This window comes from Marinobacter qingdaonensis, from assembly GCF_034555935.1.
GTDB lineage: Bacteria > Pseudomonadota > Gammaproteobacteria > Pseudomonadales > Oleiphilaceae > Marinobacter > Marinobacter qingdaonensis.
Map to the genome: position 1 here is coordinate 360,108 of NZ_JAYDCJ010000001.1, position 14,052 is coordinate 374,159.

Consider the following 14,052-nt stretch of genomic DNA (forward strand, 5'->3'; position numbering starts at 1 on the left):
TATGATACGCGCGTAACCAAGAGTATTGCCGGACGGCAATACGGGGAGGACGCCATGTACCACAAGATCCTGGTGCCGGTCGATCTGGCCCACACGGAGAAAATCGGCAAGGCGTTGAACACGGCCATCGACATGGCCAAGCATTACCACGCCACGCTCTGCTACATCGCCGTCACCAACACCGCACCCGGGGCCGCCGCCCACAACCCCAAGGAACTGGAACAGAAGCTCCAAACCTTCGCGGAGGAACAGGGCAAGTCCCACGGCATCCACACCGAGAGCAAAGTGCTGTCCACGCCCGACACCGCCGTGGAACTGGAGGACAAGCTGCTGCGCGCCATCGAGGACACCGGCTCCGACATGGTGGTGATGGCGTCCCACGCCCCGGGGCTGGGCGACCGGCTGCACCTGCTCCACTCCAACGCTGCCAACATCGTCAAGCAAAGCACGGTCGCGGTCTTCGTCGTGCGCTGACCGGCAGGCAGCAACCCGGGCTTCCCTTTCCGTTACCAGGGCAGCTCCTCGCCATTGCTGTGCCAGAAGGAACCGCTGTTTTCCAGGTTCAGACGCTCAATACACGCCGCCAAACCTCGGGCCGACTCCTCGGGTGAGATCAAGCCACCGAAATTCACCATTCGGGTCTGGACGTATCCCGGGTGCAGTTGCGCCACCGCCACGCCCTGGGGTTTGAGGTCGATGGCCAGGGATTTGCCGAAGGCATTGAGCGCGGCCTTGGACGCCCGGTAGCCGTAGCGACCACCCGAGTCGTTATCGGCGATCGAGCCCATGCGGCTGGTGATGTTGGCGATCTTGCCGCCGGCGGGAATCTGGGGCGCCAGGGCCTCGGCAATCCTCAGGGGCGCGTAGGCATTGACCTCCATCAGGGTGCGCAGGGAATCCAGGTCGATCGAGCCCAACTGGTTGTCCTGTAGCAGGCCGGCGTTGTTGATCAGCAGGTCAATACGCTCACCGGCCAGGGCGTCGACGAGCCGCTCGATACCGCTGTCGGCGGTCACATCGACCCCGTCGATGACCTGGCTGGCGATGGCCGCCAGCTCCTCCGACCCGCTCCGGCAGACACCAATCACCCGCCAGCCCTCGCGGGCATAGTGCCGGGCCAGCTCGAGACCAATGCCCCGATTGGCACCGGTGATAACTGCAACTTGTTGATCAGACATGACAACCTCCTCGGGTAAGCATAGGGTAAGATGACGAAACACCCATCCGGACCGGAATCCTGCGAATGTCCGCTCTGCTTGTCTTTGCCGTGTTTGCGCTGGCCTTTATCGGCCTGGCCGTGTTCTACCTGTTCTTTTACCGGGACTGGCGCCGGCGCCGGCAACTGCGCCGGCCCTTCCCCGGCGGGTGGCGAGCCCTGCTGACAGACAATGTGCCCCTGTATCGACGGCTGCCGCCGGAGCGTCAGCGAATGCTTGAGCAACACGTTCAGCTGTTCCTGGCGGAAAAAACCTTCTACGGCTGCGCGGGCTTCGAGATCGACGATCGGGTCCGGGTCACCATCGCCGGCCACGCCTGCCTGCTGATCGTTGCCCGGTCGTTCGACGACTACAACGACATCCGCAGCATTCTGGTCTATCCGGACATTTTCCGGGTTCGGGAGCAGGAACACGACGGCCCGGTGGTGAGTGTAAATGATGAGATTCGCGCCGGCGAAGCCTCCAGCCACGGCCAGGTCGTACTGGCCTGGGCCGAATGCGAGGACAGCGCCCGGTACCCGGACGAACCCTACAACGTGATCCTGCACGAATTCGCCCACCAGCTCGACTACCTGGACGGCGCCGCCGACGGCGCGCCACCGTTGAGCGGGCACCAGGCCCAGGCCTGGCAGACCACCATGTCCGACGCCTACAACCACCTCCAGGACACGCTGGAGCAGCATGAAGAAAGCTGGCTTGATCCCTACGGTGCGACCGAGCCGGCGGAATTTTTTGCGGTGCTGACCGAGACCTTTTACCAACAACCGGGCCACCTGAAAGCAACCCAGCCGGCGGTCTACGCGGTGCTGTGTGACTTCTTCAGGATCGACCCGCTTCACCTGTTTCGATCGGAGCCGCCCCCGCCCGTCACCTGAGATGACAGATTCGGGGTTTGGATATAGGCTAAAAAGACCGTTTTATAGGGATGTAAAACAAGTGCGACGGTACTGGTCCCTTCTATCCCTGCTGGCCCTGTTTGCTGTAGCGACTGGCACCGACGCAGCCCCGGGCAGCGGCGATCGACCATTGCCCATGCTCAACGCGGAAATGAGTTACCAGGGCCCCATCGCCCACCGGGTCGCGTTCATTGCCGAGCTCGGCGAAGAACTCTCGGTCGGCGATATCCAGCACCTGATCCGAACTGCCCCCCACCGCCTGGAACGAACCGATGCGCGCGTGCTCACCCGCGGAGTGAACGCCGGCGCCATCTGGATCACCGCCGACATCCTCAATCTGAACGACGCCCCGGTGACCCGGCGCCTGACGGTGCGGACCGGCTGGTTGGATCGGGTCGATTTCTACTTCCTGGGCAATGGCCGGCCCGTGCGCCGGCTGGCCGGCGGTGACAGCTTACCCGTGTACCAGCGCTTCTTGGGCAAGCGCATCGCCACCGCAGACCACGCCTTTCACCCCGGCGTTACCCGCCTGATGCTGAGGGTCGAGACGGCCGACCCGCTGGTGGTGCCGTTCTATTTTTCCAGCCGGGAAGAGGCCCACGAACGGGAGCAGTTTGAAACCGCCTTCCACAGCTTCGTCTATGGGGTCATGCTGGCCCTGGCGGTCTACAACCTGCTGCTGTTTGCCGGACTGCGCCGCCGACGCTACCTGTACTATTTTCTGTTCATGCTCGCCTTTGTCGCCATGACCGCCGCCTACAACGGCATTGGCATGGCGCTGTTCTGGCCCAGTGCCCAGGTCTGGCAGCAGTGGGCACCTCCGCTGCTGATCCTGTGTTTCGCGTTCACCGGGCTGGCCTTTGCCACCAGTTTTCTGCAGACCAGACGTCGGCGGCGCCGGCTCTACCGCCTGACCCAGATGGTCTGCGGCGCCTATCTGTGCGCCTTCGCCGCCTGTTACTTGTTGGGGGAACGGGGCTGGGCAATGTGGCTGGCGCTGTCCCTGGCGCCGGTGTTCACCCTGCTGATGCTGTACCTGGGCATTTCGAGCTGGCTCAGTGGCATGCAGTCGGCCCGTTATTACCTGCTGGGTACCGTGGCTTCGGCCACCGGCGCCAGTGTCACCGCCCTCACCGTGTCCGGCCTGGTCGGCTACAGCCGGCTCGGCTATTACGCGGTGGACATCGGCATGGTCCTGGACGCCATGCTGCTGGCCCTGGCCCTCGCCGACCTGGTGCGACGGACCCACAACGCCCGGGTGGCGGCGGAGCGCCGGGCCCAGGTGGACCACCTGACGGGCCTGGAAAACCGGCGGGGCTTCGTACCGGTTGCACAGTCGCTCTGGGGCCTGGTCAAACGCAAGAACCGGGACATGTGCGTGGCCATGATCGACATCGACCATTTCAAGGCGATCAACGATCAGTTTGGCCACGCCACTGGCGATCGGGTGTTGCGGGGCATCGCCCGGGTGCTGGACAACTCCCGGCGGCACGGGGACCTGCTGGCCCGCTGGGGTGGCGAGGAATTCGTGCTGCTGCTGCCGGAAACCGATCTGGAGGAAGCCTGCCAGGTGGCGGAGCGACTCCGACAGAACGTGGAGGCACTGACCGTTCGCGAAGGCGCGGACCGAATCCAGTGCACCGTCAGCATTGGGGTCGCCAACCGCGACTCGGAGGAGGTGAGCCTGGATAAGACCCTGGTCATGGCCGACCAGGCGCTCTATCAGGCGAAAATGGGGGGCCGCAACCGGGTCTGTGCCGGGCCCACCACCGGCACCCCGGTCAAGGCCGCCTCAGCCTGACACCGTTCACCGGGGTCGGATCAGGAACCAGCTGAACAACACCAGCCCCCCGAACACCGTGTAACTGAGGATGAACACCCATTCCGGGGCGCTGTAATAGAGGATGGCCTGAAGCCAGTGCTGGATGAACGAGCCCTCGTAGCTGGCGTCGCCAGCCCGCTCCCGCAGCGCCATTTCCCAGGTGGTCAGGGGGCAGATCAGCCCCAGCCAGGACTGCAGCACCACGATGGCGATGGCCACCAGATGGCTGACCCGAAACCAGAAATTCCTCACCCAGCGCCACGCCAGGAAGTGCCCCAGGTAGATCAGCACCAGGCCGAGCACCACAAACGCCACAAACAGCACGTGCAACACCAGCAGTGCATCGGCGAGTACGAGGAATCCGGTCCCGGAGCCCATGGCGGTTACCGGTCGTTAGTGACCGGCGTGGTCGCCATGGCCGGAGTGATCATCTTGGCCATCCATGTCCCCGTGCTCCATGGGCTCGACCGCCAGTTCGACCTCAATCTCGCCGCCGTGGTCAAACCGGAGCGTCAGGGGGATGCGCTCCCCGGCCTGCAACGGCCGGTTCAGCGTCTCCAGCATCAGGTGGTAACCGTGGGGTTTGAGCTCCACGGTGTCGCCGGCCGGAATGGTCAGGCCCTCCGTCAGTGGCCGCATACGCATCACGCCGTCAGACATGCTGGACTCGTGGATGGACACGGCGCCGGCCCGGGGGGTGTTGGCGCCGGTCAGGGTAATCGCGCTGTCGCTGTTGTTGCTGATCGCCAGATAGCCCACCCCCATGGGTGTGCCCGGCGGCGTGGGTCGGCTCCAGGGGTGATCGATCTTGATGGCGCCCTGGGTGTAGTCGTGAGCCATGGCCAGGACCGGCGTCAGGGCGAACATCAGGGTAAGAACACTGGCTCTAACATTCATGGGCTTGCATATCCTTTGGCATCAACAGGTTGTATTCCTGTGAGCTTAACCGGTGCGGGGTCGGGAACAAGCTTTTTTTCTGTGGCGAATCGTCGCAGTCGGGTCACTCCACAGACGCAAACAGGGTTTCCTTGATCTGGTCGATCGACACCGGCCGGCTGAAGTAGAAGCCCTGGAACCGCCGGCAGCCCATGGCGATCAGGGTCTTTACCTGTTCTTTCTGCTCCACCCCCTCGGCCACCAGTTCCATGCCGTGGTTGTGGGCGATGGCGACGATGCTTTCCACCATGTTGCGAGCCTGCTGGTCCTCGTTGATGTGGTCCACGAAGGTCTTGTCCACTTTGAGTTCATCAATGGGCAGGCTGCGCAGCAGGCTCAGTGACGAATAACCCGTGCCAAAATCGTCCATGGACAGCCGGATACCGGCATCGCGCAATCGGTGCAGCACCGGCAGGATGGCACTGTGCCGGGACATGAACAGGGTCTCGGTGATCTCCAGCGTCAGCTCACCGGGCGCCACCCTGTAATGGCGCAGCTTCTCCAGCACTGTCTCGGCAAAGCCGCGCTGCATGATCTGCAGCACCGAGATGTTGACCGACAGCTCCAGCGGGAATTCGGGGGACCGGGGCAACTGGCCGAAATCCGCTAGGCTGTGGTCCAGGACATAGTCACCGAGCTGCACCATCAGCCCGGACGCTTCCGCCACCGACACGAATTCGTAGGGGGGCACGTAGCCCAGTTCCTCATCCTGCCAGCGGGCCAGCGCTTCCATGCCAATTACCCGGCCGTTGGCGTCCACCTGGGTCTGGTAGGCCATGGTAATGAGATTGGGCTCGAGCGCGCCGCGCAGCCGCTGTTCGATGTGCACCCGGCGCAGGTAGCCGGTCTCGATGTCGCTTCGGAACAGGCACACTTCGTTGCGGTTTTTCTTGGCCCGATGCAAAGCCAGGTGCGCACTGCGCACGATGCTGCTGAACGAGTTGCCGTTGGCCGGGAACATGGCGGCCCCGATGCTCGCGCCCAACTGCAGATTCAGCGGCCCCCGCTGCAGGCCACTGCCGGTTTCCGACAACAGGTGCCAGCAGTACTCGGACAAGCGCTCTGGCTCGGTCTGACTGGTCACCACTGCAAACTCATCGCCACCCAGGCTGGCCACCACGGCCTCATCTCCAGCCGCCTGACGCAGGGCCCGGGACCACTCCGACAGCACCCGGTCACCAAAATCCTGGCCGAACCGGTCATTGATGCCGCGGAAATTGTCGATATCAACCAGCACCATGCTGAAGGGCTCCCGATGATCGATCCGGGAATGGATCTGCTCAATCAGGCCGGCCCGATTGAGCAACCCGGTCAGGTCATCGTGCCGGGCCTGGTGAAACAGCTCCAGGCGTCGCTTTTTCTCGACCCGGTCAATCATGTTGAAGAGGTAGTACAGCAGCGCCGACACCACCAGGAACAGCCCGGCGTAGACCATCAGCTCCTCGAAGAACTCGCGCAAGATACCGGCCATTCCCGACTCGGAAATGATCCACAGTTCGAAACGGGGGTCGAAGACCGCGGCGCCAAGGTAGGTACCGCTCTCCCGCTCGGAGTAGTAGACCTCGGCCTCGTTGCCGGCCTTGATGGCCTCGATGCTGCGCCCGGATTCCGCCTCCAGGCGCCGGGCCGCGTTCTCGATCTGTTCGTCGGTGCGACGGATGGTGGAGTAGATCTCGGGCCCCACCCCTTCCCGGGCCAGGAACTGCAGGTAGCCGTCCCGCGCCCGGAACAGCATCAGGCTGTCGCCAGGGTGATGGCGTGGATACTGGCGGAAGACCCCATTGTCACCGTCCAGGCGAATGCCAGCAGTCAGTACCGCCAACACGCTGCCATCCCGCCCTCGCAAAGCCTTGCGGATAGGAATGATCCATTCGCCCAAAGGCTCGAAAAAATAGGTCCGGCCCAGCACCATCTTGTTCGACTGAAGCGCTTGCTCGAAACCGTCCCGGGTCTGCTCCTGAGCACGAAGGTTCGGCCATTCCTCCATTTTGATGTTGGAGGTCATTGAGACAACCTGACCATCCGGTCGGGCCAAACCCAGTCCGACCAGCGATTGGCTGGAGGCAAGAACGCTGTCCAGCAGTGGGATCGCGTAACGCTCTACGGGGAAATGGCCCTGGCGCAGCAACTCACGACCGACAACATCCAGCACCAACTCCTGGGTACTCAGAATGCTGGAGACAGACTGGGCAAAGAACTCGGCTCGCGCCCGGTGACGACGCTCATTATCTTCGACGGTGTCTTGCCAGGAGGACGAAACCAGGACGGCGAGCAGCACCAAGCCGACCGCGTAGACCAGCCAGAACAGCGTCCAGATATTTCGCTTAAAAATGGTCAAAGTGAACTCCCGGGCACGCCCATGACGTTGCGTGGGCATCCTGCCAGTAAGTGGAGTATAGGCTTTGTCCACCTCCTCGGAATTTACGATTCGTTAATTGCCCGCCCCGTTAGCCCTCCGTCAGGGCGCCAACAAGGGCCTCGAGAAACCGGGCCGCCTCACCGCCCGTCGCCGCCCGATGGTCAAAGGTCAGCGACAACGGCAGGATGCGCCGGACCGCCGGCTTGCCCGCCACCGGCACCACCTTGTCCCGAATCCGGCCGGCGCCCACGATGGCGACCTGTGGCGGTGTCACCACCGGGTTGGCGTACTGGCCGGTCAGGGTGCCGAAGTTGGACAGGGTGATGGTCGCCCCCTGCATTTCACTGGGTGGAATCTTTCGGGTCGCCACCGCCTCGCGCAGGTTCTCCAGGCCCTGGCGCAGGTTTTTCTGGCTGCGGTGGTTCACGTCCCGCAACACCGGGACGAACAGACCGTCCGGCGTGTCCACGGCAATGCCGACGTGGACCTCATTGAGCAGGCGCCGGCTCAGGTTGTCGCCATCGAACCAGCAGTTCAGCTCCGGCACGGTCTCGCAGGCGAAGGTGATGGCCTGAACCAGGCGCATAGTGATGTCCGTGCCTTTTTTCCAGTCGCTGATGTCGGCATCCTCATAGATCGACACCGGCACCACCTGCGCGTGGGACAGGGCCATGTTCTTGGCCATGGTGCGGCGCGGCCCCCGCAGCAACTCGGCCTCGCCCAGCTGTTTCTGGTGACTGGCCTGGCGATGGACATCGTCGTTGGTGATCAGCCCGCCCGGGCCACTGCCCTTGATCTGCTCAAGGCTTACGCCCAGGCGTTCGGCCAGGGCCCGAACTCCCGGTGTTGCCCGATTGGCCCGGGCCCGGCGGCTGGACGCCGCAGCGCCAATGATGAACTGATCCTCGTCCGGCGGCTGGTCCTTACCCTTCCCGGCCCCCTTAAGTTCGCCGACCACGGTACCGCGGTCGGCGCCCTCGCCTTCAAAGGCCAGCAAGGGCTCGCCGGTGTGAATGATGTCCCCGGGCTCGCCGTAGAGTTTGGCGATGGTGCCCGATTCCGGCGACGGCACCTCAACGATGGCCTTGGCCGTTTCCACCGACACCAGCACCTGATCCAGCGCCACCCGGTCGCCCACCTTGACGTGCCACTCGACGATTTCCGCCTCTGGCAGTCCTTCGCCCAAATCGGGGAGTTTGAAGTTCTTCATAGTGCGATCACCTGTTCCACCGCCTCCAGGATTTCACTCACCTGGGGCAGGTAGGCCTGCTCATTGCGATAGTAGGGCATGATGGTGTCATAGCCGGTAACCCGAACCACCGGCGCCTGCAGATCCAGAAACGCCCCTTCGGCGATGGAGGCGGCGATCTCGGCCCCCACGCCGCCATTGCGGCAGGCCTCGTGCACGATCACCGCGCGGCCGGTTTTGGCCACCGAACACAACAGGGTGTCCCGATCCAGCGGGCTGACCGTCGCCACGTCGATCACCTCCGCCGACACGCCCTGCTCCAGCAGCTGATCCGCCGCCTGCAGGGTTTCCATCACACAGGCGCCCCAGGTAATGAGGGTGACATCCTCCCCCTCCCGCAGGGTGAAGCAGGTGTCCAGGGGCAGGGCCTCGCCATTGTTGGCGACCCGCTGGGTGACCGCCCGGTAGATGCGCTTGGGCTCGAGGAAGATCACCGGGTCGGGATTGCGAATGGCGGCCAGCAACAGGCCATAGGCGCGCTGGGGCGAACTGGGAATGACCACCCGCAGCCCCGGGATGTGGGCAAACAGCGCTTCGGTGCTTTCGGAGTGGTGCTCGGGCGCGTGAATGCCGCCGCCAAACGGCGCCCGATAGACCAGCGGGCAATGCAGCCGGCCGCGGGTGCGGTTGCGCATGCGGGCGGCGTGACTGACGATCTGCTCCATGCCGGCGTGGATGAAGCCCATGAACTGGAATTCCGCCACCGGTTTCAGGCCCTGGGTCGCCATGCCCACGGCGGTACCGGCGATCAGGTTTTCCGCCAGGGGCGTGTCCATCACCCGCCGGAACCCGAAGCGCTCCTTCAACCCCACCGTGGCCCGGAACACGCCGCCGTTGGTGGCCACGTCCTCGCCCAGCACCACCACGCTGTCGTCGTGGGCCATTTCCCAGGCCAGCGCCATGTTCACCGCTTCCACCAGGGTGATGTCGCGAACCTCCGTGCCGCTCATGACTGACCTCCCCGATACTTGGCCTGAATCCGCTCCCGCTGCCCGGCCAGGGCCTTGGGCAGGGATTCGAACAGGTAATCCAGCATCGCCGTCGGCGGCTCCGGCTCGGTGGCCAGATAAACCTCCACGGCCTCCTCCACCGTCCGCTTGCAGTCGGCCTGAAGTGCCTTTTCCTTATCCGGATTCCAGAACCCGGCGTCGTGCAAATAATTCTGCAGGCGTTTGATGCCGTCCCGTTCCCAGGCCCGTTTCAGATCCTCGGCGCCGCGATAGCGGGTGGCATCGTCGGCGGTGGTGTGATCCCCCAGGCGATAGGTGACCGCCTCGATCACCGCGCCACCCTTGCCCGAGTGCGCCCGTTCCAGGGCATTGTCCAGCGCCTCGATGCAGGCGAAGTAATCATTGCCATCCACAATGTGTCCGGGCAGGCCGGCGCTGATGGCTTTCTGGGCAATGGTTTCGGCTCCGGTCTGGACGCTGCGCGGGGTGGAAATGGCCCACTGATTGTTGATGACCACAAACACCACGGGCAGGTGCCAGGCCCCGGCCAGGTTGATGCTTTCGAGAAAATCGCCTTTGGAGGTGCCACCGTCGCCCACGCAGCAGACCACGGCGCGGGCCTCGCCACGAATCCGGAAGGCCGACGCCACACCCACCGCATGGCAGCATTGGGTGGCAATGGGCACGGCGATCGGCAGGTCCTGCGGGCAGTTCTTCCAGGCACTGCCCCGCTCATCGCCGCCCCAGTACAGCAGCAACTCCGGAAGCGTGGCACCGCGCAGGATGTGCACCGCCTGGTCCCGGTAATAGGGCACGAACACGTCGGTTTTGGCCAGGCTCTGGCCGATGGCGGTACCAATGATCTCGTGACCCAGCACCGAGGGGTAGGTGCCGCATTTTCCGGTCCGTTGCAGGGCAATGGTTTTTGCGTCGAAGGTGCGGGTCAGCACCATGTTGCGATAGGCGGCCAGGGTACGCTCGGTGTCCTCGGCCTGGGGCGGCAGGTCTTCAACGGGCTTGCCTCGGTCATCCAGGTAACAAACGCTGTCCACATGAAATTCGTGGCGCTGTCTCATCCCATCCTCCTTACCCCGTCCACGTTCACGTCAGAAGCAGGGGCCGATCGGATGCCCGCTTGTGGCAGGCGGTAAATCGGCATGGGGCCAATCTTTATGGTACTGGCGTGGGTTACACGCTCCTGGGACTTGCACGAATGCCAAAACCGGCTCTCTGTCTATTATTTAGACGATTGCCTTCAATTGATCAAAGCCGCCCCAGACGATGGGCGATAGCGCGGGGTCGGATGAGGCTTACTTGCCCGGCGCCACGCGGGCCAGAATCTGGGGCGAATCGGACAGGGGCAGCGCAATGATCACGCCCTCGTTCGAGGCCGGGTAGATCCCGGTCAGCGCGGTGGTGTTCACTTGATGCGAGACCAGAATAATCGGCGCGCCCTGGCCCATCTCGTTCACACCGACAATGGTGTCCCGAGTCTGCCTGGGCCCGTCACCGCGGTTCTGAAAAAAGGAATTCAGCGGCGGCCAACCGGTAACTTCGCCCATGTCCATGCCCGTGGCGGTATCCATGCAGCGGCACCACTGAGACGAAAACACCCTCGCCGTGGTAATGCCATGCTCCGCCAGAAAAGGCTTCCAGGCTCGAGCCTGGGCCCGCCCTTCGTCGTTGAGGTTTCGTTGCGTGCTGCAATCGCCCAGCTCAAAATTGCCCGGGTCGCCGGTGCCGGGTGCGAGCGCATGGCGCATCATCAGGACGGCTTCGCCATTTCGAAGTGCCTGCCAAGCCTCACCGTTGTCATCGGCTGCCAGCAAGGGCGCCGCCATCATTAAGACACAAAGCGCCAACCACGAACCTTTCGTTTTCATCGCTTGTTTCCTCTCGACGCAGTTTCAATTACGAAAATAGTCCAGACGATTTGCAGCCGTGCAGGGCCGGGGAATTGGGAGAGCGCTTCCAAAAACCGCTACAAGCACATCCATGTGCGCTTGGCTCCGGCCATCCATGGCCTCCGACATTTTTGGAAGCGCTCTCCCAATCCCCCAGCCACCGAACTGGGTGCATAGTCCAACATACGTAAGTCCCTACTACCGGGCTCACGCTCTCAACCTGTAAACTCGCGTCAACAACCACTGAGCTTTTGATGCATTCAAGGACACCACTATGCCAATCTGGGTCGACGCCGACGCCTGCCCCGTTCCGATTCGGGAAATCCTTTGCCGCGCGGCGACTCGCTGGCAGATTCAGACCACGTTTATCGCCAACCACGCCATCAACCTGCCGCCCAGCCCGTACATCTCGCGCCGACAGGTGGCCCACGGTTTTGATGTGGCGGACAACGAGATCATGGAGCAGATGACCCAGGGCGACCTGGTCATCACCCAGGACATCCCCCTGGCTGCCGAGGCCATCGAGAAGGGCGCGGACGTGTTCAACCCGCGGGGTCAGGCCTTTACCAAGGAAAACATCCGTCAGCGCCTGGCCATGCGCAATTTCATGGAGGAGATGCGCAACGCCGGCCAGGTGACCGGTGGCCCGGCGCCGTTCAGCCAGACCGACCGCAAGGAGTTTGCCGACAAACTGGACCGGTGGCTGCAGCGTAACCACAAATCCTGACGGCCACGCTACAACAGTCATCGGACACTTGTTGGAAATGATTCTCTTTTATTTTTAGCAGCTAACCGCTACCCTTGGCGCTTTTCCCAGCCCCATGGAGTGTCCCGATGTCTGGCCAGACCCGCCAAACCACCAGCAGTTTTGCTGCGCTTGCCCGCCTGCTGAAATACGCGCGGGGCTACCGGCGCCAGATCATTGCCGCCACCACCTGCTCCATCATCAACAAGCTGTTCGACATCGCGCCGGAGATCCTGATCGGGGTCGCCATCGACGTGGTGGTGAACCAGGAGCAGAGTTTTGTTGCCGGGCTGGGCTTTGAGACGGCGCGGGAGCAGATCACCATCCTGGCGATCCTGACCTTCTTCATCTGGGCCGGAGAATCCCTGTTCGAATACCTGTTCCAGATCTTGTGGCGCAACCTGGCCCAGCGGCTGCAGTCGGACCTGCGCCAGGACGCCTACGAACACGCCCAGCGCCTGGACATGAGCTTCTTCGAGGCCCGCAGTTCCGGCCAGCTGGTGGCCACCATGAACGACGACGTCAACCAGCTGGAGCGCTTCCTGGATGGGGGAGCCAACGCCATGATCCAGGTGCTGGTCACCGTGGTGGCGGTGGGCGCCGTGTTCTTCGTGCTGTCTCCGCTGATTGCCCTGCTGGCCTTCACCCCGATTCCGCTGATCATCTGGGGCGCGTTTTTCTTCCAGCGCAAGGCGGGGCCGCTGTACGCTGATGTCCGCGAAAAAGTGGGCGACCTGTCCAGTCGCCTGGCCAACAACCTGGGTGGCATTGCCACCATCAAGAGTTTTACCGCCGAGCGGCGTGAAGCCGAGCGGCTGAAAGCCAGCAGCGAGGCCTACGTGGAGGCCAACCGCCGGGCCATTCGCATCAGCTCCGCGTTCATTCCGGTGATCCGCATGGCGATCCTGGCCGGCTTCCTGGCCACCTTTACCGTGGGCGGGATGATGGCCCTGGAAGGCTCCCTGAACGTGGGCGCCTACGGCGTGCTGGTGTTCCTGACCCAGCGCCTGCTCTGGCCCCTGACCGGCCTGGCCGAAGTCATCGACCTGTTCGAGCGGGCCATGGCCAGCACCCGGCGCATTCTGGACCTGCTCGCCGAGCCGGTATACGTCCACGACCAGGAAGGCGTGCCCCTGGCGCAGCCGGTCCGGGGTGACGTGCGGTTCGAGCAAGTGAGCTTTCACTACCCCGCCAGCGGCGCTGGCATCAAGGGCATTGACCTGCAGGTGCCGGCCGGCCACACCCTGGCGCTGGTCGGCGCCACCGGCTCCGGCAAGTCCACCCTGGTCAAGCTGTTGCTGCGCTTTTACGACCCGAGCCAGGGCCGCATCCTGATCGACGGCCAGCCCATCCAGTCCCTCAGCCTGAACTCGCTGCGCAGCGCCATCGGCCTGGTCAGCCAGGACGTGTACCTGTTCGAAGGCAGCATTCGTGAGAACCTCGCCTACGGCAAACCGGACGCCACCGACGCCGAGATCGTCGAGGCCGCGAAAACCGCCGAGGCCTGGTCCTTCATCGAGGCCCTGCCCGACGGGTTGGACACGCCGGTGGGCGAGCGCGGCATCCGCCTGTCCGGCGGCCAGCGCCAACGCCTGTCCCTGGCCCGGGCCCTGCTGAAAGACCCGCCCATCCTGGTGCTGGACGAGGCCACCAGCGCCGTCGACAACGAAACCGAGGCCGCCATCCAGCGCTCCCTGAAACGCATCGGCCACAACCGCACGGTGATCATGATTGCGCACCGCCTGTCGACGATCGTGGACGCGGACACCATTGCCGTGGTCGAGGCGGGCCAGGTGGTGGAAGCCGGCACGCACCAGGCACTCCTGCAACAGCAGGGCGCTTACCACGCCCAATGGCAGGTGCAGACCGGTCAGGTGTGAGATCGCTGCCAGGGTCGGTGACGCCTGTGGCCGACCCTGAACTTTATTGATAGTGATTCGCGTTTAGATTATCCTGCGAGGCTTCTGATTGCCG

13 protein-coding genes are annotated in these 14,052 nt (G+C 63.6%); 5 read left to right on the top strand and 8 right to left on the bottom strand.

The genetic code is table 11. The features are described from left to right. The first annotated feature begins 54 nt into the window (after positions 1–54). The gene (locus U5822_RS01660) at positions 55–474 is read left to right on the top strand and encodes a universal stress protein (protein WP_322853881.1); all 420 of its coding nucleotides are present in this window, start codon (positions 55–57) and stop codon (positions 472–474) included. Between the two features lie 32 nt (positions 475–506). Here the strand turns inward: U5822_RS01660 and U5822_RS01665 are convergent, their stop codons facing one another. Continuing rightward, positions 507–1,178, bottom strand: coding sequence for an SDR family oxidoreductase (locus U5822_RS01665; RefSeq protein ID WP_322853882.1), 672 nt, complete (start codon positions 1,176–1,178; stop codon positions 507–509). A gap of 65 nt (positions 1,179–1,243) precedes the next feature. On the opposite strand from U5822_RS01665, the gene U5822_RS01670 reads away from it, so the two are divergent. Both U5822_RS01670 and U5822_RS01675 read left to right on the top strand, forming a co-directional pair. Then, positions 1,244–2,092: a M90 family metallopeptidase gene (locus tag U5822_RS01670; protein ID WP_322853883.1), complete on the top strand. Its 849-nt coding sequence runs from the start codon at positions 1,244–1,246 to the stop codon at positions 2,090–2,092. Between the two features lie 61 nt (positions 2,093–2,153). Continuing rightward, a complete protein-coding gene (locus U5822_RS01675) occupies positions 2,154–3,914 on the top strand; it encodes a diguanylate cyclase (RefSeq protein WP_322853884.1) in 1,761 nt (586 codons plus the stop codon). A gap of 6 nt (positions 3,915–3,920) precedes the next feature. Here the strand turns inward: U5822_RS01675 and U5822_RS01680 are convergent, their stop codons facing one another. The 7 genes from U5822_RS01680 to U5822_RS01710 all read right to left on the bottom strand — a co-directional run bounded on the left by U5822_RS01680 (position 3,921) and on the right by U5822_RS01710 (position 11,312). Next, entirely contained in the window at positions 3,921–4,313 is a 393-nt protein-coding gene (locus U5822_RS01680; protein WP_322853885.1) for a DUF2784 domain-containing protein, read from the bottom strand. Between the two features lie 15 nt (positions 4,314–4,328). Beyond that, on the bottom strand, positions 4,329–4,832 hold the full coding sequence (locus tag U5822_RS01685) for a copper chaperone PCu(A)C (protein WP_322853886.1): 504 nt from the start codon (positions 4,830–4,832) through the stop codon (positions 4,329–4,331). A 103-nt stretch (positions 4,833–4,935) separates the two neighbouring features. After that, positions 4,936–7,209 carry a bifunctional diguanylate cyclase/phosphodiesterase gene (locus U5822_RS01690; RefSeq protein ID WP_322853887.1) on the bottom strand — a complete coding sequence of 758 codons (2,274 nt, stop codon included), beginning with the start codon at positions 7,207–7,209 and terminating at the stop codon, positions 4,936–4,938. Between the two features lie 109 nt (positions 7,210–7,318). After that, entirely contained in the window at positions 7,319–8,440 is a 1,122-nt protein-coding gene (locus U5822_RS01695) for a dihydrolipoamide acetyltransferase family protein (protein WP_322853888.1), read from the bottom strand. Then, entirely contained in the window at positions 8,437–9,429 is a 993-nt protein-coding gene (locus U5822_RS01700; protein WP_322853889.1) for an alpha-ketoacid dehydrogenase subunit beta, read from the bottom strand. Before U5822_RS01700 ends, U5822_RS01695 begins: the two co-directional genes overlap by 4 nt. Further along, positions 9,426–10,505, bottom strand: coding sequence for a pyruvate dehydrogenase (acetyl-transferring) E1 component subunit alpha (gene pdhA, locus U5822_RS01705; RefSeq protein WP_322853890.1), 1,080 nt, complete (start codon positions 10,503–10,505; stop codon positions 9,426–9,428). Before pdhA ends, U5822_RS01700 begins: the two co-directional genes overlap by 4 nt. A gap of 234 nt (positions 10,506–10,739) precedes the next feature. Further along, entirely contained in the window at positions 10,740–11,312 is a 573-nt protein-coding gene (locus U5822_RS01710) for a histidine phosphatase family protein (protein WP_322853891.1), read from the bottom strand. 295 nt (positions 11,313–11,607) lie between these two features. On the opposite strand from U5822_RS01710, the gene U5822_RS01715 reads away from it, so the two are divergent. Together U5822_RS01715 and U5822_RS01720 are read left to right on the top strand one after the other, a co-directional pair. Continuing rightward, positions 11,608–12,060: a YaiI/YqxD family protein gene (locus U5822_RS01715; RefSeq protein ID WP_322853892.1), complete on the top strand. Its 453-nt coding sequence runs from the start codon at positions 11,608–11,610 to the stop codon at positions 12,058–12,060. Positions 12,061–12,167: 107 nt separating this feature from the next. Next, the gene (locus tag U5822_RS01720; protein WP_322853893.1) at positions 12,168–13,958 is read left to right on the top strand and encodes an ABC transporter ATP-binding protein; all 1,791 of its coding nucleotides are present in this window, start codon (positions 12,168–12,170) and stop codon (positions 13,956–13,958) included. Positions 13,959–14,052 lie beyond the last annotated feature (94 nt).

Coding starts and splice junctions, on each gene's coding strand:
- U5822_RS01660 (WP_322853881.1), top strand. CDS start 55: ATGTACCACAAGATCCTGGTGCCGGTCGATCTGGCCCACACGGAGAAA.
- U5822_RS01700 (WP_322853889.1), bottom strand. CDS start 9,429: ATGAGCGGCACGGAGGTTCGCGACATCACCCTGGTGGAAGCGGTGAAC.
- U5822_RS01670 (WP_322853883.1), top strand. CDS start 1,244: ATGTCCGCTCTGCTTGTCTTTGCCGTGTTTGCGCTGGCCTTTATCGGC.
- U5822_RS01665 (WP_322853882.1), bottom strand. CDS start 1,178: ATGTCTGATCAACAAGTTGCAGTTATCACCGGTGCCAATCGGGGCATT.
- pdhA (WP_322853890.1), bottom strand. CDS start 10,505: ATGAGACAGCGCCACGAATTTCATGTGGACAGCGTTTGTTACCTGGAT.
- U5822_RS01720 (WP_322853893.1), top strand. CDS start 12,168: ATGTCTGGCCAGACCCGCCAAACCACCAGCAGTTTTGCTGCGCTTGCC.
- U5822_RS01710 (WP_322853891.1), bottom strand. CDS start 11,312: ATGAAAACGAAAGGTTCGTGGTTGGCGCTTTGTGTCTTAATGATGGCG.
- U5822_RS01685 (WP_322853886.1), bottom strand. CDS start 4,832: ATGAATGTTAGAGCCAGTGTTCTTACCCTGATGTTCGCCCTGACGCCG.
- U5822_RS01715 (WP_322853892.1), top strand. CDS start 11,608: ATGCCAATCTGGGTCGACGCCGACGCCTGCCCCGTTCCGATTCGGGAA.
- U5822_RS01695 (WP_322853888.1), bottom strand. CDS start 8,440: ATGAAGAACTTCAAACTCCCCGATTTGGGCGAAGGACTGCCAGAGGCG.
- U5822_RS01680 (WP_322853885.1), bottom strand. CDS start 4,313: ATGGGCTCCGGGACCGGATTCCTCGTACTCGCCGATGCACTGCTGGTG.